This window comes from Streptomyces sannanensis, from assembly GCF_039536205.1.
Taxonomy (GTDB): Bacteria; Actinomycetota; Actinomycetes; order Streptomycetales; family Streptomycetaceae; genus Streptomyces; species Streptomyces sannanensis.
This window is the reverse complement of sequence record NZ_BAAAYL010000001.1, coordinates 6,096,235-6,117,435: the sequence shown is the minus strand read 5'-3', so window position 1 is coordinate 6,117,435 and position 21,201 is coordinate 6,096,235. Positions and strand designations below refer to the sequence as shown.

At 68.9% G+C, this 21,201-nt stretch carries 20 protein-coding genes and 4 pseudogenes; 15 read left to right on the top strand and 9 right to left on the bottom strand.

What is annotated here, in order from left to right; all coding sequences use genetic code 11:
* Positions 1 to 187 precede the first annotated feature (187 nt).
* Both ABD858_RS28510 and ABD858_RS28505 read left to right on the top strand, forming a co-directional pair.
* On the top strand, positions 188 to 961 hold the full coding sequence (locus ABD858_RS28510) for a DUF5753 domain-containing protein (protein WP_345042783.1): 774 nt from the start codon (positions 188 to 190) through the stop codon (positions 959 to 961).
* A gap of 10 nt (positions 962 to 971) precedes the next feature.
* Positions 972 to 1,313, top strand: a complete 342-nt coding sequence (locus tag ABD858_RS28505) for a DUF397 domain-containing protein (RefSeq protein ID WP_345042781.1) — start codon at positions 972 to 974, stop codon at positions 1,311 to 1,313.
* A gap of 179 nt (positions 1,314 to 1,492) precedes the next feature.
* Here ABD858_RS28505 and ABD858_RS28500 read toward each other — a convergent pair whose 3' ends face one another.
* Entirely contained in the window at positions 1,493 to 1,906 is a 414-nt protein-coding gene (locus ABD858_RS28500) for a cytidine deaminase family protein (protein WP_345042778.1), read from the bottom strand.
* A gap of 26 nt (positions 1,907 to 1,932) precedes the next feature.
* Positions 1,933 to 2,022 (bottom strand): annotated as a pseudogene (locus ABD858_RS28495) (transposase); the annotation flags it as partial.
* Positions 2,023 to 2,207: 185 nt separating this feature from the next.
* Here ABD858_RS28495 and ABD858_RS28490 point away from each other — a divergent pair.
* The 3 genes from ABD858_RS28490 (at position 2,208) to ABD858_RS28480 (ending at position 5,924) form a co-directional block, all read left to right on the top strand.
* A complete protein-coding gene (locus ABD858_RS28490; protein WP_345042776.1) occupies positions 2,208 to 3,524 on the top strand; it encodes a serine-threonine protein kinase in 1,317 nt (438 codons plus the stop codon).
* A 123-nt stretch (positions 3,525 to 3,647) separates the two neighbouring features.
* Positions 3,648 to 4,259, top strand: a complete 612-nt coding sequence (locus ABD858_RS28485) for a hypothetical protein (RefSeq protein WP_345042773.1) — start codon at positions 3,648 to 3,650, stop codon at positions 4,257 to 4,259.
* A gap of 525 nt (positions 4,260 to 4,784) precedes the next feature.
* The gene (locus ABD858_RS28480; protein WP_345042771.1) at positions 4,785 to 5,924 is read left to right on the top strand and encodes a phospholipase D-like domain-containing protein; all 1,140 of its coding nucleotides are present in this window, start codon (positions 4,785 to 4,787) and stop codon (positions 5,922 to 5,924) included.
* 199 nt (positions 5,925 to 6,123) lie between these two features.
* Here the strand turns inward: ABD858_RS28480 and ABD858_RS36925 are convergent.
* The 3 genes and pseudogenes from ABD858_RS36925 to ABD858_RS28470 all read right to left on the bottom strand — a co-directional run.
* Positions 6,124 to 6,381 (bottom strand): annotated as a pseudogene (locus tag ABD858_RS36925) (helix-turn-helix domain-containing protein); the annotation flags it as partial.
* On the bottom strand, positions 6,381 to 6,638 hold the full coding sequence (locus ABD858_RS28475) for a hypothetical protein (protein ID WP_345042769.1): 258 nt from the start codon (positions 6,636 to 6,638) through the stop codon (positions 6,381 to 6,383). The gene ABD858_RS28475 and the pseudogene ABD858_RS36925, both read right to left, overlap by 1 nt.
* A 358-nt stretch (positions 6,639 to 6,996) precedes the next feature.
* Positions 6,997 to 7,272, bottom strand: a pseudogene (locus ABD858_RS28470) (CocE/NonD family hydrolase C-terminal non-catalytic domain-containing protein); the annotation flags it as partial.
* A 213-nt stretch (positions 7,273 to 7,485) separates the two neighbouring features.
* Here ABD858_RS28470 and ABD858_RS28465 point away from each other — a divergent pair.
* Positions 7,486 to 8,154, top strand: a complete 669-nt coding sequence (locus ABD858_RS28465; RefSeq protein ID WP_345042767.1) for a methyltransferase domain-containing protein — start codon at positions 7,486 to 7,488, stop codon at positions 8,152 to 8,154.
* 195 nt (positions 8,155 to 8,349) lie between these two features.
* Here the strand turns inward: ABD858_RS28465 and ABD858_RS28460 are convergent.
* A pseudogene (locus ABD858_RS28460) lies at positions 8,350 to 8,524 on the bottom strand (HTH domain-containing protein); the annotation flags it as partial.
* Positions 8,525 to 8,736: 212 nt separating this feature from the next.
* On the opposite strand from ABD858_RS28460, the gene ABD858_RS28455 reads away from it, so the two are divergent.
* The gene (locus ABD858_RS28455; protein ID WP_345042765.1) at positions 8,737 to 9,804 is read left to right on the top strand and encodes an RNA ligase (ATP); all 1,068 of its coding nucleotides are present in this window, start codon (positions 8,737 to 8,739) and stop codon (positions 9,802 to 9,804) included.
* Positions 9,805 to 9,855: 51 nt separating this feature from the next.
* Here ABD858_RS28455 and soxR read toward each other — a convergent pair whose 3' ends face one another.
* Positions 9,856 to 10,320, bottom strand: a complete 465-nt coding sequence (soxR, locus tag ABD858_RS28450) for a redox-sensitive transcriptional activator SoxR (protein WP_345042764.1) — start codon at positions 10,318 to 10,320, stop codon at positions 9,856 to 9,858.
* Between the two features lie 91 nt (positions 10,321 to 10,411).
* Here soxR and ABD858_RS28445 point away from each other — a divergent pair, with 91 nt between their 5' ends.
* Positions 10,412 to 10,873, top strand: coding sequence for a MaoC family dehydratase (locus tag ABD858_RS28445; RefSeq protein ID WP_345042762.1), 462 nt, complete (start codon positions 10,412 to 10,414; stop codon positions 10,871 to 10,873).
* 39 nt (positions 10,874 to 10,912) lie between these two features.
* Here ABD858_RS28445 and ABD858_RS28440 read toward each other — a convergent pair whose 3' ends face one another.
* Entirely contained in the window at positions 10,913 to 11,542 is a 630-nt protein-coding gene (locus ABD858_RS28440) for a TetR/AcrR family transcriptional regulator (RefSeq protein ID WP_345042760.1), read from the bottom strand.
* A gap of 58 nt (positions 11,543 to 11,600) precedes the next feature.
* Complete coding sequence (locus ABD858_RS28435; protein WP_345042757.1) at positions 11,601 to 11,888, bottom strand: YiaA/YiaB family inner membrane protein; 288 nt, start codon at positions 11,886 to 11,888, stop codon at positions 11,601 to 11,603.
* A gap of 94 nt (positions 11,889 to 11,982) precedes the next feature.
* On the opposite strand from ABD858_RS28435, the gene ABD858_RS28430 reads away from it, so the two are divergent.
* The 7 genes from ABD858_RS28430 (at position 11,983) to ABD858_RS28400 (ending at position 21,078) form a co-directional block, all read left to right on the top strand.
* Positions 11,983 to 12,654, top strand: coding sequence for a TetR/AcrR family transcriptional regulator (locus tag ABD858_RS28430; RefSeq protein ID WP_345042754.1), 672 nt, complete (start codon positions 11,983 to 11,985; stop codon positions 12,652 to 12,654).
* Between the two features lie 71 nt (positions 12,655 to 12,725).
* Positions 12,726 to 13,436 (top strand): ArsR/SmtB family transcription factor, encoded by a 711-nt coding sequence (locus ABD858_RS28425; RefSeq protein ID WP_345042752.1) that lies wholly within the window; start codon positions 12,726 to 12,728, stop codon positions 13,434 to 13,436.
* 32 nt (positions 13,437 to 13,468) lie between these two features.
* A complete protein-coding gene (locus tag ABD858_RS28420) occupies positions 13,469 to 14,215 on the top strand; it encodes a cytochrome P450 family protein (protein ID WP_345042750.1) in 747 nt (248 codons plus the stop codon).
* Positions 14,212 to 15,003 carry an isocitrate lyase/PEP mutase family protein gene (locus tag ABD858_RS28415; RefSeq protein ID WP_345042747.1) on the top strand — a complete coding sequence of 264 codons (792 nt, stop codon included), beginning with the start codon at positions 14,212 to 14,214 and terminating at the stop codon, positions 15,001 to 15,003. Before ABD858_RS28420 ends, ABD858_RS28415 begins: the two co-directional genes overlap by 4 nt.
* A 61-nt stretch (positions 15,004 to 15,064) precedes the next feature.
* Positions 15,065 to 16,342: an IS701 family transposase gene (locus tag ABD858_RS28410; RefSeq protein WP_345042745.1), complete on the top strand. Its 1,278-nt coding sequence runs from the start codon at positions 15,065 to 15,067 to the stop codon at positions 16,340 to 16,342.
* 382 nt (positions 16,343 to 16,724) lie between these two features.
* A complete protein-coding gene (locus ABD858_RS28405; RefSeq protein WP_345042743.1) occupies positions 16,725 to 20,591 on the top strand; it encodes a DNRLRE domain-containing protein in 3,867 nt (1,288 codons plus the stop codon).
* On the top strand, positions 20,572 to 21,078 hold the full coding sequence (locus ABD858_RS28400; protein WP_345042740.1) for a hypothetical protein: 507 nt from the start codon (positions 20,572 to 20,574) through the stop codon (positions 21,076 to 21,078). Before ABD858_RS28405 ends, ABD858_RS28400 begins: the two co-directional genes overlap by 20 nt.
* Positions 21,079 to 21,201: the final 123 nt, after the last annotated feature.

The window sequence follows — 21,201 nt, the reverse complement described above, 5'->3', positions numbered from 1 at the left end:
TGGCCTGGGTCACACGCTAGGGCAATCCATGGAATGCATTCCATGGATTGCAGGGAATGCACTCCATGACCCCTCATGTGGGTGACAGCCGACCAAGGACGGGTGACTGATGGCGGAGTCCGGAGCCCCAACTGCCCGACGGCAGCGTCTCGGTACCGAATTGCGTCGGCTCCGCGAGAAGACGGGTATGACGGCCACCGCCGCCGCGGCGTTGCTGGGCGCCAATCAGGCACGCATCAGCAACATCGAAGCGGGGCGCTACGGTGTGAGCGCCGACCGCGTGCGCACACTGGCCTGTCATTACGAGTGCGGCGACAAGGAACTGATCGAAGCTCTGGCGGCGATGACGGGGGATCGCAAGCGCGGCTGGTGGGAGGAGTACCGGGGGATTCTGCCCAACGGGATGCTGGACCTTGCCGAGCTGGAACATCACGGCCGTAGGCTGCGTACAGCACACATCGCCAATCTGCCCGGCCTGTTGCAGATCCCTGATCATGCACGTGCGGTCTTCCGGCAGGTGGTCCCGGAACTGCCGCCGCCCGAGGTGGAGCACCGGCTGTCGTTCCGGATCAAGCGCCAGACCGTCCTGTTCCGGGACGACCCGGCACCCTACAGGGCGCTCATTCACGAGGCAGGCCTCAGGATGCGGTTCGGCGGCCGCGCGGTGGCCCGCGCCCAGCTTGACCATCTGCTCTCCATGAGCGAGCGCGAACACCTCACCGTCCGGGTGATCCCGTTCGCCGCCGGAGCATTCGCAGGTTCGAGCCAGCCGCTCTACTACGTCCACGGCCCGGTGCCGCAGCTGGACACCGTTCAGCTCGACCAGTCTCACGGTCCCGTGCTGCTCGATGCCGAGGCCCAGCTCGACAAATACCGCCAGGTCCTGTCACGACTGGAGGCCACTGCTCTGGGGCCGACAGAGTCACGGGACTTCATCCACGACATCGTCCGAAATCTGTGAGGAGTCACCCGTGACGGAACTCGCATGGCAGAAGTCGTCGTACTGCGGCGAGGGCGAGTCCTGCCTGCACGCAGCCGCAGCCCCTGACGGCACCGTCGAGCTCACCGAGAGCTCCGACCCGGCACGAACCGTACTCACCACCACCCGTGCCACCTGGGCCTCATGGCTCCAGGCGCTCAAGGCGGGCGACACCTCCGCGGCCGGCATCGAGGTCGAAGCGGCCCCTCACGACGGCATCCGGATCCGGTCGGCGGAGACGCCCAGCCACGTCGTCACGACCACGAGCAAGAAGTGGCACGCCTTCGTGCTGGGCGCCCAAGACGGCGAGTTCGACCACCTCGCCGGGACGTGAAACCGGCTTCCAACAGGGCGAAGGCTCCGCCTGATACCGCACTGGCAGGGCACAGCCGCGATGCCGACGAAGACGTGCACGTATCCGCCGACGATGGACCACGCTGAAGGTCAAGTGCCGCATCAGACAACGTCCACCCCGTGTCCATTGATGGCATCAGCCTGTGCTGAGCGCCGTGGTTACTCAGCGTCGAGCTGGTGGTCGGCCCAGACGTAGCTTTCGGGCAGCAAGTCGGTGATGAGGACGGTTCGGATGCGGTCGCCTTCGCCGACGGTGATCTTGAGGGCGGGAAAGTAGTCGAGAAGGACCTGGCGGCACCGGCCGCATGGGGGAACAACCCCCCGATCGCGGTCGCCCACGGCGACGATCGTGTCCAGGTCGTAGGCGCCCTGGGCGGCTGCCGCGCCGACGAGGACCAGCTCGGCGCACGGTCCTCCCGTGAAGTGGTAGGCGTTCACCGCGGTGACGATCCGGCCGTCCCGGGCACGGGCCGCGGCTGCCATGGTGTGGTTGTCGCCCCGGCAGCGAGTGCGAGCAACGTGCGCCGCTGCCTGGATGAGTTCGTGGTCGACGTGGTGGGTCTGCGTGGTCATCTTCCCTGCTCTGCCTTCGTCGGATGTCAGGCGACGTTGGCCCGAGCGACGAGGGTGTGCAAGCGAATATCGGCGGTGTGCTTGTTCCGCCAGATGATGCAGCGGCGGATCATGCCATCTCGCGGATGCGTACTCGTTCTGCCACCCGGACAGCCTGACGACACCGCGCTGCCCGGATGAACATCCGAACCGCGTGTCACGTCACCACGGGGCAAAGGTTCTCTGATCCGGCACCTAGCCGTTCCTCCGGTCCGGCAGGATGCTGTGACGCACACCACACCGCGGACCGGAGGGGCGGGACATGACGGAGATGAGCGTGTGGCCGTACCAGGAGATCACCTTCGACGCGGACGGTGATGTGGACCTCCGGCAGCGCGACCTGCTGGCGGACATGGATGTCACGGATCTGGTGATGTTCTCCCACGGGTGGAACACCTCCCGCTCCGGCGCCGCCCGGCTGTACTCACGCTTCTTCCAGCCCTTCCCCGCGCTGCTCGCCCATGCCCCGGGCGTACGCGTCGGATACGCGGGCATCGTCTGGCCGTCGATGCGGTTCACGGACGAGCCGATCCCCGACTTCGAGCCGCATGCCGCCGCTGCCGCACCGACCGCGCCCGGCCTCGATCCGGCCACCCGCGCGGCACTGACGGAGGTCTTCCCGGGCCGGGACGGGACGGTGGCCCGGCTCGCCGTACTCCTCGACGAACGGCCCGCGTCCAAGGAGGCGTTCGACACGTTCGGGGAGCTGGTGCGCACGCTGGTCGCCGTACCGTCGGACGCGCCCACCGTGCGGTACGCGGCCGACCTGGGCGCCGACGGGGAGCCGGGCGAGCCGTGGTTCCTGCGCGGCGAGACGATCGCGGTGTGCCGGCAATTCTCGGAGGCGCTCATCGAGACGGGCGCCAAGACCGCCGCGCCCGCGGGCGAGGGGGCGCCCCTGCTCGGCGGGCTGAAACTGGACGGCCTGTGGGACGGCGCGAAGGAACTGCTGCGCCAGGCAACGTACTACGCGATGAAGCGACGGGCGGGCACGGTCGGCCGACTGGGACTCGGCCCGGTGATCGGGCACCTCGCCCACACCTCCCCCGCCACCCGCGTCCATCTCGTCGGCCACAGCTTCGGCGCCCGGCTGGTCGCGTTCGCGCTGCGTGGGCTGCCGGGAGGGGTGGGCACAGTCAAATCCGTGACGCTTCTTCAGGGCGCCTTCTCGCACTACGCGTTCGCTCCACGACTGCCGCACGCGCCGAGCACCGGCGGGGCACTGCGGGATCTTCAGCACCGGGTCGACGGACCGCTGGTCGCCTGCTACTCGCGTCATGACACCGCGCTCTCGGTGCTCTATCCGCTGGCGTCGAAGCTGGCCGACGACCCGCAGGGTGCGGTCCACTTCGACAAGAAGTGGTGGGCGGTGGGCCATGACGGCATCCAGGCCGTGGCCGGCACCCCCGACCTGACCCTGGCGGACGCGCTGCGCGACGGCTTCCCCTCCTCCGGGTGCGTGAATGTGGACGCCGCCGCGGTGGTCAGGCGCGGCGGACCGCCGTCCGGTGCGCACAGCGACATCTGTCACGAGGAGCTGGCCCGGGTGGTGCTGTCTGCGGGCCGGATCGGGCGCTGAGTCGGGCCGAACTCCCCCATGAATCCCTCGTAATGGGATCCATCCGCTTTTCGATGGATCCAGGACGCACTCTCGTACGTCCATTCCTCGACGCTGACGTTCCAGCGACGGAGGTGCACAGCCATGGCCGGTTTCCGAAGTCTCGCAAGACAGGTGCGGGATCCGCAGAACGATCTCGCACTGCGGCGGTATTCGCTGCGCAAGTGCCTGGAAAGGTTCGCCCCTTACGGCCACCGGGCGACCTGGGACCATCTGTGCACCCTGCACGGGATCGAGCCCGAGGACCGGGATTTCGACCCGGTCCGACTGGTGGCCGCGCTCGACGAGCTGGAGGCGGCACGTGCCGTATGGCTCGCATACGAGGCGGAGTTCGCCGACCGGCGGCGGCGTGAGAAGCATGCCGGGCTGCGGCGGCCGGGCTCCTTCGACGACTGGCACCGGCGCACCTGGGGAGGGTTCGGGGTGGCCTGGTGCGACGATCCGGCGGTGCATCCGTCGTTGCCGCTGGCCGAGGTGCTGCGCCGGCTGATCTCCGCCCTCCGTGCGGCGCCCGGCGCAACCTGCCCTGTGTGCGGGGACACCCGGCTCGTCTGGAGGCACGACCTGGCCCATGAGCCGTGGTTCGGGCCGGTCTGCACGGGCTGCGGAGTCCTGGTGCCCCAGCCGGTGCTGACCGCCGAGACACTGGCGTGGGCCAGGCAGGGTCGGCCTTCGGAGCTCGCCTCCGTCGCGTAGGAGCGCGGGGCCGCTCCCCCCGGGCGCGCCCCGCGTTGTTGGCGGCACCTCCCGCTCGAGCGAAGCCGAGAGTGGGGGAGGCCTCCGGCACGATGGAGACATGATCCAGGTGTGCCTGAACGGCTCCCGGGGAGCAGCGGGCTGCCGTCGGGTGCCCGTTTCCCCGGACGCCAGTGGCTCGGCACGCATCGTTGGCCAGGTAATCGACGGGTGGTGTCGTGGCCAGCAGCCTGTCTCCAGGCCCCCCGGACGGACTCACCCGCCAGCACCACCTGGCACCTCACCCCGGCCACCGCATGGGCAAGAAGGGCTGCCCGGCACACGCCGGACAGCCCAGCCGGCCGACGAAGTGCGGGCCGGTGCACCTTCGTTCCACAGCAGGTCCTGGAAACCGTTGTTGGCGTTGCGCGGCCCCCTGCCTCCCTCTGTGGAGATCCGGCGTGATAGATCGTCTTCATGATCAAACTCTTCAGACGCATTAGACGTTCCACCGCGGCACTCGTCACGTGCCTCCTCATACCAGGGGTGCTGTTCGCCGGCGCGGGCACCGCCACCGCGGTCGACACCCCGATCGTCACCGGGGCGGTCTTCAACAACCCCAAGGGCACGACTGACGAGAAGAACGCGGTCAAGAACCACATCATCGACGCCATCAACAAAACCCAGAGCGGCCGGCTCATCCGTGCCGCCATGTACGCCCTCACCGACGAGGACTACACGAACGCCCTGATCGCCGCGTACAACAAGGGCGTCAACGTCCGGGTGGTGCTGGACGGCAAATACGTGACCACCGGCAGCACCGCGGACGACCTGAGGAATGTGCTGGGGACCGACACCAGCAAGTCGTCATGGGTCACGGTCTGCGGCACCGGTACCGATGACCTGGCGTGCATCGGGACCGGCAACAACGCCCTCAACCACAACAAGTTCTTCCTGTTCTCCCGTGTCGGCGGAGTGGTGGGCGAGGGTGAGGACGTGGTCATCCAGGCCTCCGCCAACCAGACCTCGGCCAACACCCAGAAGTACTTCAACAACGCCTACACCGTGGTCGGCAACACCGCCCTGTACACGGCGTACGTCGGCTACTTCAACGACCTGGCCGCCCAGGTCAAGAACAGCAACTACTACAAGACCGGTTATGCCGACTCGCTGAAGTACTACTTCTTCCCGCAGGGCTCCGGCGATGTCATGGCGGACTTCGTCAACAACGTCAGCTGCACCGGAAACAGCACGGTGGGCACCGCAAACGGGCACAAGTCCATCATCCGGGTGGCCGCCTCGATGTTCTTCAACCGGCCCGCGGTCCGCGACGCCCTGGTGGCCCGTGCCAACGAGGGCTGTTCGGTCCAGATCGTCTACGCGGAGGCAGACGCCTCGTACGTGTCGACCCTGAAACGCCACGCCAACATCACATTGAAGCAGCTCTACGACCTCAACACCGACGGGACGGTCAAGTACCAGGTGCACTCGAAGTACCTGCTGGTCGAGGGAAACTACGCCGGTCACCCGGACACGTACTGGACGTTCATGGGTTCCCACAACCTCGACCTCTCGTCCCTGCGGGAGAATGACGAGGCGCTGCTGCGCATCGACGGCGCGACCGCGCACAACGCCTACGCGGCAAACTTCGCGACCCTGCTGGCCAACGCGTCTTCGCCTTCCTGATCGACTTCCGAGAGGGCTTTCTGTGCGCTTTCGCCGGATTCCAGGTTGAGGCAGGCTTCGGGGCGGTTCGAGTAGGCCGTGGCAGGGCGAAGAGTCCGGACTCGGGTTCGATGAGGATGCCGTGGCCGACCAGGCGTCTCAACCTGGCCCGGATACTTTCGACGTGCCAGGAGCCTTTGCCCTCGCGCAGGATGCGCCGCAGGGCCTCGCGGCTGATCGCCGGCGCCACGTGACGTTCGACCAGGTGGTCGGCGAATGTGGACAGGCTCCAGGTGGGGAAGGCTGATGCCCAGTCGGAAGAAAACGGGGACGTCCGGGTGATCAAGCGGATGCGTTCACGCGCCCGCTCACTGATCGCTTTTGGGCGTCCCCCGCTCGAATTTGGGTCCATTGCGTCGAGCCCCCGCTCGTTGAACGCGTGGAGGACAACGCGCACGTGGTCCTCGTGGACCTGCATCAGCGAGGTGATGTCCTTGACGGTCTGGCCTGCGCGGACATCAGCACCACGATCGCCCGACACAGCCTGACGGGGGCCTTCGCGTCGCGGCTGATCTGCTGCGGGCGACGGTCCTCGTCCATGCTGACCGGCCGGACGAACACGTTCGGTCGACGCACCACGACCACCTCCAAGATCAGGCCCCGCTGCAGCCGCCGCTCCTCCTCCATGCTCACCGGCCGGACGAACACTCCATCGCGTTCCTTGACCACCCGCACACCGGCCTCCCCGAGCCTGCACTCGGACGGCCCGACGAGACCTGTACCTCAACCACCACGGCGCCGGTTCAGACGTCACTCGAAGGTGTCCAGATAAGGAGTTCATGGGCCGCTACCAGTTCAACTTCGCGCCCCGCGGGCCGCACGAGGGGGTGTGTAAGGAATCAGGTGACTCCTTCGAGGAAGTTCACACCTGATTCCTTACACACCCTACGCAACTCCCAATTACGCGAGGTCCGGGGCTGCGGCCCCTGCGGAACCCGGACGTGGTCGACCTGGATGACGATGGTGCCGGCGCGGAGGAGTGAGCCGGGCCCGACGGCCCGGCTCGTCAGCCGTTCCCCGTGAGGCCGAAGGGTTAAGTGAGCCCCGAACTATGCGCAAGCATCAGTGCTGAGTCCGTGTGGAGTGTGATGCGCACCGGTGTGAAAGTAGTGGCGTCCACCGGCGGCTCCCCGGTGCCGGGATTGCGGGCGTAGCGGGGATGGGCGCCTGCGCTGATCTGCCAGCGTATGCGGTGGCCGACGGCGAAGCGGTGGGCGGTGGAGCTCATTTGCACGGTTACCTGCGAGGGCGTCTGCCCGGCCGTTCTCAGTTGGCCCAGCCCGTCACAGATGTTGGTGGAGCGGCCTTGTGCGCTCCGGGGTGAACTGATCCCGCTTCGCCTTCAAGCCCGTTCTCACAAACGGCCCTTTGCCCGAGCAAGATCAAAAATGGCCGCGCGGAGATCGCGAAGCGCCGGTTCGGTTCGCAGAACTCATTCTCACTCAGAGATGGGTTCGGGGTACTTCCGTCGAGCAGAACTTCCTGTACCGCAACTACGGCCGTCGCATACTATCGTTGGCTGATGCGCGCCCACCCTATTGACCGCCCAGCCGATCTCGACGTGGTCCGTGAGTCCTATGACCGCGTGGCCGACAACTACGCCCACATGGTGGTGACGACGGGAGTCGGCGATATCCGTAGCCATCCATGGCTCAAGGCATCAATCGACGCCTTCGCTGACACCGTGAGCGAGCTTGGGCCTGTCCTCGACGTCGGCTGCGGACCCGGAACGGTGACCGCCTACCTTGCCGAACGCGGACTCGACGTGTCCGGGGTCGATCTCTCCCCTCGCATGATCGAGAACGCGCGCCGTCTTCATCCGCAATGCCGCTTCAGCGTCGCCTCTGCCACCGACCTCGACCTTGGTGAAGCGTCCCTTGGCGGCGTGCTCGGGTGGTGGTCACTGTTCAACCTCCCCCGTGACGTCCTTCCTCAGGTTCTCGCCCTGTTCGCGCGCGCCCTGAAGCCAGGCGGACACTTCATCACCGCAACACACGTCGGCGACGAAGACGCGGTGCGCACCGAGGCCTACGGAGCTGTGCCCGTTCGTTGGACGACACACAAATGGCGGCCGGAACAACTCGTGGATCTGATCGAGCAGGCTGGACTGCGCCCGGTCGCCGAACTTCGGCTCCCTGCAGATGAGCAAAGCGGGCCGGGTTTGGTCGTCATGGCCAAGCAACCCGGCTGAGAATCAGGCGTCGGAAGCGGCACAGGGTCCCGTGCCGGGCAAGGCTCCTCCGGATGGTCGCGACGCCGGTTGAAGGTGCTGCCTCTACCAGTCACAGGCGTGGCGAGCCTACTGAACTACGGCCACACACCGTCACCGGTTTGTTCGTTCTCGCAGAGAACTGGCGATAGTTGAATTGCGAGCCCACCAGTATCACACCCGGATAACCGAGCGAGCGCAGCCGCTCGACATCACGCCGTACCGTGCGCGGCGTGACCCCGAGCCGGTCGGCGAGCTCGGGGCCGGTCCAGACCTGGCGCTGCTGCAGCAGCCCGAGCAGGGTGAGCGCCCGCTCCGTCGCACCCCGCTCGTCACCGTTTGCCGTGTCCATGACGCCCACCCTGCCAGAGATAGCGGACCGATCCTGAGCGCCGGCTTCATCGTGATGACCGACCCCGAGGGCAACGAGTTCTGCCTGGACTGACGCAGCTCAGCTGTAGTCGCGGGGAGTTGGTGTGGCAGCGCTCGCGATATTCAGTGGATCTGACGGGCCGCGTTCCGGACAGTAGGGGGCGATGAGAACCACACCGGAGGAGCCCTGAGATGTCGACCCTGCGCGTCACCGCCGAAACGCTGACGATCCACGAGCACCCGAACGCCGACGCTCTCGAACTGGCCCAGGTGGGCCTGTACCGGGCCGTCATCGCCAAGGGCGCGTACCGCAGCGGTGATGTCGCCGTCTACATTCCGGAGCAGTCCGTGCTCCCGCAGGGCCTGATCGATGAGCTGGGTCTGACCGGCCGTCTGGCCGGAAGCAGGGCCGACCGGGTGAAGGCGGTGCGGCTGCGCGGGGAGCTGTCACAGGGCATCGTCTGCCGCCCGGGGGCGCTGGCGGACGTCGACCTGGCCCGGGCGGCCGCGGACGGCACCGACTTCGCCGAGTTGCTGGGCATCACCAAGTGGGTGCCGCCTATCCCGCCCACGATGAACGGGGAGGTTGAGTCCGCGCCCGATCTGTTGCCCTGGTGCGACATCGAGAACGTCCAGCGTTATCCGGGCATCTTCGAGCCCGGGGAGCCGGTCGTCCTCACCGAGAAGGTGCACGGCTCGGCCTGCCTGTTCACATACACCGTGGAGGACGGCCGTACATGGGTGTCGTCCAAGGGATTCGGAGCCAAGGGGCTCGCCCTGAAGGAGGACCCGCGCAATCTGTACTGGCGCGCGGTCCACTCCCATGGCGTGCCCGCGGTGGCGGCGCGTCTCGCCGAACGACTGGGCGCGACCCGCGTCGGCATCTTCGGCGAGGTGTACGGCTCCGGGGTGCAGGACCTCGACTACGGCGCGGACGCCCGCGGCGAGACGCTGGGGTACGCGGTCTTCGACGTGTCCGCCGAAATCGGCGGACAGGTGCGCCGACTGGACCCGGCGGACCTGCTGGAGGGTGAACTGCCGCTCGTACCACGGCTGTACGAGGGTCCGTACGACATCGACAAGGTGCTGGAGCTGGCCTCGGGGCGGGAGACCGTCTCCGGGCGTGAACTGCATCTGCGTGAGGGTGTGGTGATCCGCCCGGCCGTCGAGCGCCACAGCCCGGTGGTCGGCGGCCGGGCGATCGCCAAGGCGGTCAGCCCGGCGTACCTGACCCGCAAGGGCGGCACCGAGTACGAGTGAGCTCCGGCCGTGGGGGCCCTGCACGGGGAGGGCCCCCACGGCCGGTTCACGTCAGCCGCCGCGGCGTTCGGGCAGGAGGCGGGAGCCCGTCAGCTGTTCGCCGAAGACGTCGTCCGGGTTGGAGAGCACGCAGTTCTCCAGGGACAGACAGCCACAGCCGATGCAGTCGGTGAGATGGTCGCGCAGCCGGCCGAGCTGCTTGATGCGCTCGTCGAGCTCGGAGCGCCAGTACGCGGAGAGGCGTGCCCAGTCCTCCCGGGTCGGGGTGCGCTCCTCGGGGAGTTCGGCGAGCGCGTCCCTGATGGTGGCGAGCGGGATGCCGACGCGCTGCGCCGCACGCACGAAGGCAACGCGGCGAAGGGCGTCGCGCGAGTAGCGGCGCTGGTTCCCGGCGGTCCTGCGGCTGCTGATCAGGCCCTTGGACTCGTAGAAGTGCAGGGCGGACACCGCCGCGCCACTGCGCGCGGACAGCTGGCCGACCGTGAGCTCGTGGATCTTCTCTGGAATCTGCGGCACCCGCCGAACCCTACCGTTGACACCACGGACCGCCCCCCAGCATGCTGAGCAAACGCTTAGACAAGTGAAGTGAGAGGCAGGGACCAGGGACATGGCAGAGCCGAGGAGCTTCACGTCGGCGGAGGAGCTGCGGGCCGCGGTGGGCGACCAGCTGGGATACAGCGACTGGTTGGAGGTCGACCAGAAGCGCATCGACCTCTTCGCCGACGCCACCGGCGACCATCAGTGGATCCATGTCGACCCGGAGCGGGCGGCCACCGGCCCGTTCGGTTCCACGATCGCGCACGGCTATCTCACCCTGTCGCTGCTGCCGGCGCTCGTGCCGCAGGTCATGCGGGTCGAGGGCGTGAGGATGGGTCTCAACTACGGCACCAACAAGGTTCGTTTTCCCGCACCCGTCCCGGTGGGTTCGCGGCTGCGCGCCACGGCCGTGCTCACGGAGGTCACCGAGGCAGGCGGCGGCGTACAGGTCACCGCCCTGGTCACGGTCGAGCGTGAGGGCGGCGACAAGCCGGTGTGCGTGGCGGAGTCGGTGTCGCGTTACCACTTCTGAGCCGCGTCCTCCGAGGCCTGTTGCCGCTTCCGGGTCCGGTTACCGCTTCTGGGCCGAGACCATGCGCAGGACGAGGCCGGCGTAGAGCTCGCCGACCTCGTCGGGCGTGCGCGGGCCCTCGCTTCTGAACCAGCGGGCGACGTCGATGCACAGCGAGAGCACGGCGAGCGTGGTGCCGGAGACGTCCGGGACATCGAACTCCCCCGTCCGCACACCGTCGTCGATGATGCGGCGCACGGCGGCGTCGCTCCTCCGGCGCAGTGCCATGATCTCGGCACGGTGGTCCGGTTCGAGCGCGTCGAGTTCGTACTGGACGATGCGAGCCGTGGAGTAGCGGCCGGCATGCCAGCGGACGAAGGTGCGCACGGCCTGGGCGAGCCGCTCGGCCGCGGTGCCCTCGCCGTCCGCCGCCGTCTCCAGGATCTCCAGGGCGCGGTCATGACCGACCCGGCTGATCCGGTGGAGCAGCTCTTCCTTTGTCTTGTAGTGGATGTAGAGCGCAGCGGGGCTCATCCCGGCCCGGCTCGCGATATCGCGGGTGGTGGTGGCGTGATATCCCCGCTCGGCGAAGGCCTCGACCGCGGCGACGAGCAGCCGTCTGGCCGCCTCGGGGGTCACCTCGCCCCAGGCCTTCTCCTCGTCGCCGGCAGCTTCCTCCACCGTGCTCATCGTCGCTCGCCCCTTTCCCCGATGCAGGACGAACAATACATGGGGTGTGAGCAAGCGCTTAGAGCTTCTGGAAGGGATCGTGCTCCGCGAGAAGCTTCTCCAGCCGGGCCTGGTCGACCCGGCTCACGATCTGCCCGGCCTCCTGCCGGTCCCTGACCACCTTGGCGAGGGTGAATGCCGAGGTCGTGAGATAGAGGACCGCGACACCGAGGAACGCCCGCACCCAGACGTCGGTGTCGAGGTTGAGGATGCCGAGGGCGGTGGCCGCGAGGGCGACGGCGAAGGACGCGACGGCCTGTCCGTAGTACGCGGCCGTGTTCTGCTGTTTGACCGGTGTGTCACTCATACGGGACAGCATCGGCGCACGGGGCCCCGGCCGTATCCGCTCCGATACTCAGCTGCGTACTCAGCCTCACGCCGCCCGCCCTACGATGAGCGCCATGGCCCGACCCCGTAAACCCATGCTGAGCCCCGAGCGCATCGTCGAAGCGGCGTGCGCGCTGGTGGACGCGGAGGGCCTCGCGGCCGTCTCCACCCGCCGCCTCGCCGCTGAGCTCGGTGTCAGCGGCCCCTCCCTCTACAACCATTTCCGCACCAAGGACGAGATCCTGGAGGCGGTCGCCGACGCCGTGTCCGCCCAGGTCGATCTGTCGATGTTCGAGAGCGGCCGGGACTGGCGCACGGCGCTGCACGACTACGCCGTCGCCTACCGCGCGGTCCTCACCGCCCACCCCCAGGTCATCCCCCTCCTCGCCCAGGGACCCGGACGTCGCCCCGCCGGCCTGCGCATCGCCGATGTGGTCTTCGGCGCCATGGTGCGGGCCGGCTGGCCCGCCGCCCAGGCGACCCACATCGGCGCTCTGATGCGCTACTTCATCACCGGCTCCGCGCTCGGCTCGTTCGCCGGTGGCTTCGTCGACGACGAGGCGGCGTACGATCCGGCGGACTACCCACATCTCGGCCAGGCGCACCTGCTCGCCGAGCGTCAACAGAAGATCGACGAGGGCGCCTTCGAAACGGGCCTGAAGGCGCTCCTCGACGGGCTCTCGCTCCAGTACGAACAGCTGGTGTCACCGACGGGCGGCGGGCTTCGCGAGGACGTCCGGCGCTGAGCGGCGGCCGCGCGGCCCGGAACGGGCTCATGTCGGCCCCCGCCGACATGTCCATGGCGCATGCTGAGCTCATGACACCCACCGACACCGCGCGCCTCGCCGCCTTCGCCGCGCTGCTCGCCGACGAGACCCGCGCCGCGTTCTGTCTGGCGCTGCTCGACGGACGGGCCTGGACGGCCGGTGAGCTCGCCCGGTACGCCGGGGTCGCGGCCTCGACCGCGAGCGAGCACCTCGGCAAGCTCGTCGCCGGCGGGCTGCTGGCCGAGGAGCGGCAGGGGCGCCATCGCTATGTGCGGCTGGCCGACGAGCGCATCGCGCACCTCGTCGAGGACCTCGCCGCGCACACCTCCCCGCCGACCGCGGCGGACGGCCGTCCGCGGACCCTCGGGGCGGCGGGTGCGAGCAGTGCCATGGCGCGCGGGCGTACCTGCTACGACCATCTCGCCGGGCGCCTCGGCATCGGCATCACCGAGGCGATGACCGGGCGCGGGCTGCTGCGCCAGGACGCCGGGTTCGCGCTCACCGACGAGGGGCTCGGCTGGTTCGACGGGCTCGGCATCGGCCTGGAGCGGCGCGGCCGGCGCCCGCTCGTACGGGGCTGCCTGGACTGGACCGAGCGCAAGCCGCATCTGGCGGGGGTCGCCGGTGCCGCGCTGTGCCGGCATGCGCTGGACGCCGGGTGGTGCGTACGGATCGGGTCCGCGCGCGCGGTGAAGGTGACGCCGGACGGCGAGCGGGCGCTGGAGGAGCTGCTGGGGATCGAGCCCGGGACGCTTCGGTGAGTGCCGAAGCATTACGGGCCTACGGTCGGAGCATGACGACGACCGACCAAGCCCGTGCCGTACTCGAGGACCCCCGGTTCCTGGTGCCCGAGGCGCCCGCCGGCGGGGCCGCGCCGGGCACGATGCGGTGGCTGCGGCAGTCCGTGGCCAGGTTCGGCAACGGAGCCGTGCACCGGCGTCGGCGGGCGCTCGCGGAGGCGGAGCTGGCGCGGCTCGACGAGACCGTCCTGCGCGACCGGGCCCGGGAGCTGGCGCGTACGACGGCACCGGACCTGGCCCCCTACGTCCCGGTCGCCGTGCTGGCCGAGGCGCTCGGGGCCAGGGGCGAGATCGTGCCGGCCGTACGTGCCGTGGCGGCCGCCTATCAGCCCGGCGCGTCGGACACGGCGATGGCACGCGCCGACGACGGCGTGGCGACGCTGATGGCCGGGCTGCCGGAGGGCGAGCCGGAGACGGTCGCCAACCTGATCGGCCTGTTGGTGCAGACGTGCGACGCCACCGCGGCGCTGATCGTCAACGCCCGGCGGCAGGGCGGGAGTTCGGCCGAGGAGGCGACGGCCCTGGCCCTGCGCCACGACCCGCCCGTCCGCGCAACCCGCCGGACGGCCGCCCGGGGCGCGGTCCTGGACGGATGCCCGGTGGCCGAAGGGACCGAGGTGCCCGTCGACTTGACCGGCGGTCTCGCCTTCGGGCACGGCATCCGCCCGTGCCCCGGAAGCCGTTGTGCTCTCGCGCTGGCCCACGGCGTACTCGACGTCCTTCTGGAGGAATCCCGATGAACCGTTACGAGGAGTTCCGCGCGCTGCACCGCCCCGGCGACCCGCTCGTGCTGCCCAACGCCTGGGATCTCGCCAGTGCGGCCGCCCTGGTGACGGCGGGCTTCGCCGCGATCGGGACGACCAGTCTCGGTGTGGCGTCCGCCGCCGGGAAGCCGGACGCCACGGGCGACGCCCGCGAGGACACCCTGCGTCTCGCCCTCGGCCTGGCCCGGCTGCCCGTGCCGGTCACCGTGGACATCGAGGGCGGCTTCGGCGAAAAGCCCGACGAGGTCGCGGAGCTGGCGGCGGCGCTGGCACGGGCCGGCGTGGCCGGAGTGAACATCGAGGACGGCCGCCCGGACGGCTCCCTGGCCGCGCTCGCCCCGCAGTGCGAGACGATCCGCGCGATGAAGGCGGCGGCTCCCTCGCTGTTCGTCAACGCCCGCACGGACACGCACTGGCTGCCCGGCCATGGCGACGAGACGGTCGCCCGACTGTCCGCATACCAGGAGGCGGGCGCCGACGGCCTGTTCGTCCCGGGGCTGCGTGACGTAGCGGCCATCGCCGCGCTGACGGGGCGGTTCGACGCCCCGCTCAACATCCTGTACGCCCCGGACGGCCTGAGCGTGGCCCGCCTCGCCGAACTGGGCGTGGCCCGTGTCAGTACCGGCTCGCTGCTCTTCCGTGCCGCGGTGCACCACGCGGTCGAGCTGGCGAAGGCGGTCACCCGCGGGGACGCGGACTCGTCAGGCGTACCGTCGTACGCCACGGCGGACGGCTGGTCGACGCTGTACGGGCGCGAGAGCTAGTAGGGCTTTGTTAGGTATCCCAAGTGATCCTCACCGGATAGGTTGTGATCTTCTTTCAGGTGTGACACCTGAGGAGATGGAAGAGGTCCGGCCGCGCCTGGAGGCCTTCGCCGCCGAGATGCTTGGCCCGCTGGCCCGGCGGGATCAGCGGGCCAAGGGCGAGCTGTACCTGCGCGGGCTGATGTTGGACGGCAAGCGCAAGTCGATGCAGCCGATGGCCGAGCGCCTGGGCGTTGACCACCAGCAGCTGCAGCAGTTCGTCTCTTCCTCGACCTGGGACTACTCCATGGTCCGGGAACGGCTGGCCCGTTGGGCTGCGGCGCACACCTCTCCCGAGGCGTATGCCATCGACGACGTTGACTTCCCCAAGGACGGCTACGACTCTCCCGGGGTGGCGCGGATGTACTGCGGCGCGCTGGGCAAACGCGGCAACTGCCAGATCGGGGTCAGTGTGAACATGATCAGCGACCGTGCCTCTTCCGCTGTCGACTGGCGCCTGTTCCTGCCGGAGAGCTGGGACGACGCCAAGCAGGGCGAGGATCTGCTGCTGGCCGAGTCCATCCGGCGCCGCCGCACCAAGGCGGGCGTCCCGGACACCGCACGGCACCGGGAGAAGTGGCGCCTGGCCCTGGACATGCTCGACGAGGTGCGCGGGGAATGGGAACTGCCCGACCTGCCGGTCGTCGCCGACGCCGGGTACGGCGACGCCACCGGCTTTCGTGAGGGCCTGACCGAGCGCGGCCTGACTTACGCGGTCGCGGTCAAGGCCACCACAACCGCGCACCCGGGCGACGCGACGCCCGAGCGCCCGCCGTACTCCGGCAGGGCCGCCCTCCCGTGTCCGCCTACCCCCAGCCGCACACCACCCTGCGCGCCCTGGCCCTGGCCGCCGGACAACCGGCCACCCGCACCGTCACCTGGCGCCAGGGCAGCAGGGCCACCAGGCGCAACCCGACCGCCGAGATGCGCTCGCAGTTTCTGGCCTTGCGGGTCCGCCCGGCCAACCGCTCCATCCGCCGGTCCGCCGGTCCGCCGGTCCGCCGACGGCGCGCTGCCCCAATGCTGGCTGCTCGTCGAGTGGCCACCCGACTCCGCCGAGCCGACCGACTACTGGCTCTCGACGCTGCCCACCGACTCCCCACTGTACGATCTGGTACGAATCGCCAAGATCCGATGGCGAGTTGAGCACGACTACCGCGAGCTCAAGGACGGTCTCGGCCTGGACCACTTCGAGGGCCGCAACTACGCAGGCTGGCACCGCCACGCCACTCTCGCCTCCCTCGCCCAGGCCTTCTGCACCCTGCTCAGGACCGACCCAAAAGCCCCTGCGCCGGCCTGACCCTCTACGCGGTACTCCGCGAACTCCAGGCCCTCCTGGCCACCTGGACCGGCGCCTGCTCGATATGCGGCCAACCCGCACCGACACCAGAACCACACCACCGCACCTAACAAAGCCCTACTAGGGTCCGTACTTGCCGATCGGCAGGTACGACCCGATGAAACCCCACTCTTCGTCCGTCAGTTGCGCTCGCGTCACGCAAGAAGATCTACTGGATCACGCCATGAGACGAGGGAAAGTTCGACAAATTGATCATGACCGCATACGCGCCGTAGGTTCGATCCCCCTTGCCTGCCTCTACGGGGGTATACAGAGTCATGAGGGGACCAACTTGATACTCACTTTACGAAGATGTCGTGCTGCCCTTGTGGCCGCCTGCGCCATGAGTCTCATCGCCGCCGCGACATCCGCCGCAACTCTTCGGCCCGACCACGGCCCGGACCACCACACGTCGTCGACCGTGCCGGTCGATGGCCTGGCCGAAGCACAGCAGACCGCGGCCCGGTCCGGTCATCGGGTGGAAGCCGTCAGCGAACGGACCGAGACCACCACGACCTGGGCGAACAGCGACGGCACTCTCACCGTGGACTACCACGCCGCCGCCGTTCGCCTGCCCGACGAGAACGCCCCGGACGGCTGGCGGACCGTGGACGCTGACCTGGTCCGTACGGCGAAGGGAACATACGCGGCCAAGGCCCACCCCGCCGAACTGCGCCTTGCGGGCGCCTACACCGGCAAAGGCACCGCACCGCTGATCCGGATGGGTTCGGGGGACCAGTCCCTGACCCTCGGCTGGCAGGGCACCCTGCCCGAGCCTTCCGTGGACGGCGACACGGCCACGTACCGCGACGCCCTGCCAGCCACCGACATCGTGGTGGAGGCGACGCGTACCGGGGCCGAACAGTACGTCGTCCTCAAGGACCGCGACGCCACCGAAAACGGGACGTTCACCCTGCCGCTGAGCGCACCCGGGCTGACGGCCCGGCGCGGTCTGGACGGCAGCGTCTTCTTCCTGGACAGGACCAGCGGCCTGCCGGTGGGCTCCATACCCGCACCGGTCATGTGGGATTCCACGACCGACGGGCGCTCTGGTGAGCACCTGCACCGGGGCGAGGTCACCATGGACGTCGTACAGCGTGGAGACAGCGTGGATCTCACGTTCTCCGCCGACCCCGCATTCCTCAAGGACGACCGCACCCGGTACCCGGTCACCATCGACCCGGCGCTCAAACTGGGCGACACGATGGACACGTTCGTCCAGCAGGGCTACGGCACGGATCAGTCGCACGCCACCGAACTGAAGCTCGGCAACAACGGCTCGGGGCAGATCGCCCGCTCCTTCATGAGCTTCCCGATGGGGTCACTCGGCGGAAAGCACATCCTGTCGTCCTCCCTGAACCTGTACGAATACCACTCCTGGTCGTGCTCGGCGCGCGCCTGGCAGGTCTGGTCGACCGGGGCGGCGTCAACCTCGACACGTTGGACCAACCAGCCCACATGGACGGCGAATTCCGCGTCCTCGACAGCCACCAAGGGCTACTCGTCGTCCTGCGCGGCCGGATACGTCAGCGCCGACACCACGGCTCTCGTCACGGGCTGGGCCGCGAAGGGGGTCACCGTCGGCAACCTCGGCCTGCGCGCGGCCGACGAGTCCGACCCGTACGGATGGAAGCGCTTCAACTCCTCCGACGCCACCAGCAACACCCCGTATCTGTCCGTTACGTACAACACGAAGCCCGGCACGCCCGTCGTCAACGTTCCCGTACCGGGCGGCACCAGCGGCACCCAGACATACGTCACCTCCACGACACCGACCTTCACCTTCAGCACCTCCGACGCCGACAAGAACCCGCTGACCGCGAATTGGGAGGTGACCGAGGGCTCGACCACCGTGGCCAGCGGCTCCACCGCCAGCGCGGCGGCCGGAACCTTCGTGAGCGTCAAGGTCCCTGCCGGCAAGCTGATCGACGGGCACACCTACGGCTTCCGGGCCCGTACGTCGGACGGCATCGACACCTCGACCTGGTCCAACTCGATGACGTTCAAGGTCGACCTGTCCAAGGCGCCGCCCGCGCCGGCCGATCTGCCGCAGGCACCGCGTACCGGCGGTACCGAGACGCTGAACCCGATCCTTTCTGGTGTCATCACGGCCCCTGGTGCGGGAACACCGACCGCCGAGTTCGTCCTCAAGACCGCCTCGGGCGCCGTCGTCGGCGGCACTCCGCTGGCCTCGGTCAGTGTGGAGAGCGGCAAGCGGGCAGCGCTCGAAATCGGGGACGGGATCGTCACCGACGGCGCGTCGTACACCTGGCAGATGCGTGCCTGCACGGCCGGTGGATGCTCTGCCTACACCACGCCCACCGCGTTCACGGTGAGAGTGCCCGCGCCTTCCGTGCAGCCCGATCCGGTCACGGTGACCCTGCCCGTGACGACCGACGCGGCCGTGACGAGCGAGGGCACCCTGCCTGTCCAGGACGAACTGCTGAGAGTCGGCGCGCAGGACAGCGCGCACTGGCGTACGTACCTCAAGGCTGACTTCTCCGGGCTGCCCCGAGGAGCCAGGATCGTCGGGGCCACCCTCTCGCTGGACGCCGTCGGTTGCCTGGGTCCCTGCGAGGCGCATCAGATCGAGGCGCATCCGCTCAACGACAACTGGGATCCGAAGACCGGAGCCTTCGACACGTTGGACGCCGCTGAGAGCGTGGACGCCTACGCCACCTCGGTGGCCGACCCTGCGGCGCTCGACCTGACCGACGCCGTGACGCAGTGGTTCTCCAACTCGGAGTCGAACAACGGTGTGGCTCTGCGCGCCAGCGACGAGGACAGCGACACCACGACCGGCATCACCTACCGTTCGTCGCGCTCGTCCGGGGCGGCGGAGAACCGGCCCCGGCTGCGTGTCGCCTATCTCCCGGCGACCGCACCGGGCAGACCGACCGACGTGCGCGCAGTTCCCGGTGACAAGGGCCTGGTCGCCACCTGGAACGCGCCTGAGGACGCCGGCAGCTCCACCATGGACGAGCTCACCTACCAGGTGACCGTCCGCAACAGCGGGGACGTGCAGGTCGCCGAGGTCACCACCGCCGACCGGCGGGCCGTCTTCAGCAACCTCGACAACGGCACCGGCTACACCGTCGACGTGGCGGCCGTGAACCTCCTCGGTGCCGGTCAGGTATCTCGCTCCGGTCTCGTCAAGCCCAGCGCGGCGGCCGTCCTCGAAGCGACGCTGAAGGACGTGGTCAAGCAGTTCACGACCGCTTCGGACGGGCTGCTGTCCGGTACCTATGCGTCCGCCGACGCGGCGCTGGCCGCCTCCTCCCAGGGGGCGTCCTTCGAGACACTGCTGCGCGCCCAGGCGCCCTCCCTCTTGGCGGACCGGGCCGCCAATATCCGCCACAACCTCGTGTACCGGAACTTCACCAGCAATCTGTCGCAGGCGGTGGTCAGCACCTCCGGCACCACCGCGACGCTGCGGCTCACCCGGACCGGAGCCCGGACCGAGGTGGAGGGCGGCAATGCCTCGGACCCGATCGAGGAAGAAAGCGACGAGGAGTACGTCTTCGCGCTGCCGGGCAGCGATAAGCCGCCCGTACTCCAGCGGGTGAGTGACGACCGGGACGTCTACGGCGAGCTGCCGGCAGGCGAGAGCGTCCGCGTCGCGGTGACGTCGGAGAGCACGGACGGCAACGATGAGGAACCGGACGCCCCGGCCGTCGCCATCGACGCCGACGGATTCTCCCCGGCCGACCCCAACCCGCTCATCACGGCCCGCGCCTCGCTCAACTACTCCGGTGCCGCGGCCTGGGCCAAGAAACATGCCAAGGACAAGGACGAGTTCGGTAACGACTGCACCAACTTCGTCTCCAAGGCGCTCAACCAGGGCGGCGGGATGAAGATGAAGTCACCCGGCTGGTACCGCAGCGACCACTACTGGTGGCGGACCTACGGTTTCCTCGGCAATCAGACGTTCTCCTGGGCAGCCTCCAATCACCTCTTCTCCTTCTTCAACAAGGAAGCGAAGGTGACCTGGCGCAAGTACGACAGCCAGGCCACCCCGGGTGATGTGGTCTTCTGGAAGTTCAAGAGCAACAAGCCCATCCAGCACGCGGCCATGGTCATCGCCAAGTCCGGCAGCAGCGTCACCATCGCGCAGCACACCAGCAAGTACCGCACGTCGACCATGGCAGCTGCCCGTAGCCGTAACCACCCGTACTCAGTCTGGATCGCCCATGTCACTCCGCGCTGGTAAGCGCATCACCGCCCTCGCCGGGGCGGCCGCGGTCCTCGTCGTGCTGTGCGCGGCTGCCGTCTGGTGGTTCAACCGCACCGACGACACCCCGTACGCACTCGCCGCCTCGCCGAAGGTGAGTGTCGTCTACGAGGGCGAGCGTCCGCCCGAAGAGGTGCGTACATTCCTGACGGTGTTCGTCCAGCGCCTAGCGAACGGGGATGTGAAGGGCATCGACGAACTGCACGACGGCTACCCCGACGGGACGGCGGTGACCCAGGAGTCCTCGGACTTCCTGAGTCCCCTCGCCGCGGCGGCGGCGGACGGTCCGGTCACGGCCCGTACCGAACCCGTACGCGACAACCGGCCGATCCTGCAGCGTCTCAAGTCACCTCAGGGCGGCACGTCCGAGGCAGAACTCACCCTGACGGGCGGCAAGCACCTACACATCCAACTGGCCAGGGAGCACGGTGTGTGGTGGGGCTACGCCCTCGCCCCGACCGGCTGATCCCGGGCCCTGCCCGCGCCGTGCCCCGCCCTCCCCGACAACTGCCGTGGGGGCGGGGCACGGCGCTGAGCGTGGCGGGCCGTTGCCGACAGGCACCTCTAGTAGGGCTTTGTTAGGTATCCC

Excerpts from the sequence above, each read along its gene's own strand:
- ABD858_RS28490 (WP_345042776.1), top strand. The coding sequence starts at position 2,208 with ATGACGGAGATGAGCGTGTGGCCGTACCAGGAGATCACCTTCGACGCG.
- ABD858_RS28465 (WP_345042767.1), top strand. The coding sequence starts at position 7,486 with ATGCGCGCCCACCCTATTGACCGCCCAGCCGATCTCGACGTGGTCCGT.
- ABD858_RS28400 (WP_345042740.1), top strand. The coding sequence starts at position 20,572 with ATGTCACTCCGCGCTGGTAAGCGCATCACCGCCCTCGCCGGGGCGGCC.
- ABD858_RS28500 (WP_345042778.1), bottom strand. The coding sequence starts at position 1,906 with ATGACCACGCAGACCCACCACGTCGACCACGAACTCATCCAGGCAGCG.
- ABD858_RS28425 (WP_345042752.1), top strand. The coding sequence starts at position 12,726 with ATGACACCCACCGACACCGCGCGCCTCGCCGCCTTCGCCGCGCTGCTC.
- ABD858_RS28405 (WP_345042743.1), top strand. The coding sequence starts at position 16,725 with ATGAGTCTCATCGCCGCCGCGACATCCGCCGCAACTCTTCGGCCCGAC.
- ABD858_RS28485 (WP_345042773.1), top strand. The coding sequence starts at position 3,648 with ATGGCCGGTTTCCGAAGTCTCGCAAGACAGGTGCGGGATCCGCAGAAC.
- ABD858_RS28435 (WP_345042757.1), bottom strand. The coding sequence starts at position 11,888 with ATGAGTGACACACCGGTCAAACAGCAGAACACGGCCGCGTACTACGGA.
- ABD858_RS28510 (WP_345042783.1), top strand. The coding sequence starts at position 188 with ATGACGGCCACCGCCGCCGCGGCGTTGCTGGGCGCCAATCAGGCACGC.
- ABD858_RS28420 (WP_345042750.1), top strand. The coding sequence starts at position 13,469 with ATGACGACGACCGACCAAGCCCGTGCCGTACTCGAGGACCCCCGGTTC.
- ABD858_RS28455 (WP_345042765.1), top strand. The coding sequence starts at position 8,737 with ATGTCGACCCTGCGCGTCACCGCCGAAACGCTGACGATCCACGAGCAC.
- ABD858_RS28415 (WP_345042747.1), top strand. The coding sequence starts at position 14,212 with ATGAACCGTTACGAGGAGTTCCGCGCGCTGCACCGCCCCGGCGACCCG.
- ABD858_RS28440 (WP_345042760.1), bottom strand. The coding sequence starts at position 11,542 with ATGAGCACGGTGGAGGAAGCTGCCGGCGACGAGGAGAAGGCCTGGGGC.
- ABD858_RS28430 (WP_345042754.1), top strand. The coding sequence starts at position 11,983 with ATGGCCCGACCCCGTAAACCCATGCTGAGCCCCGAGCGCATCGTCGAA.
- ABD858_RS28445 (WP_345042762.1), top strand. The coding sequence starts at position 10,412 with ATGGCAGAGCCGAGGAGCTTCACGTCGGCGGAGGAGCTGCGGGCCGCG.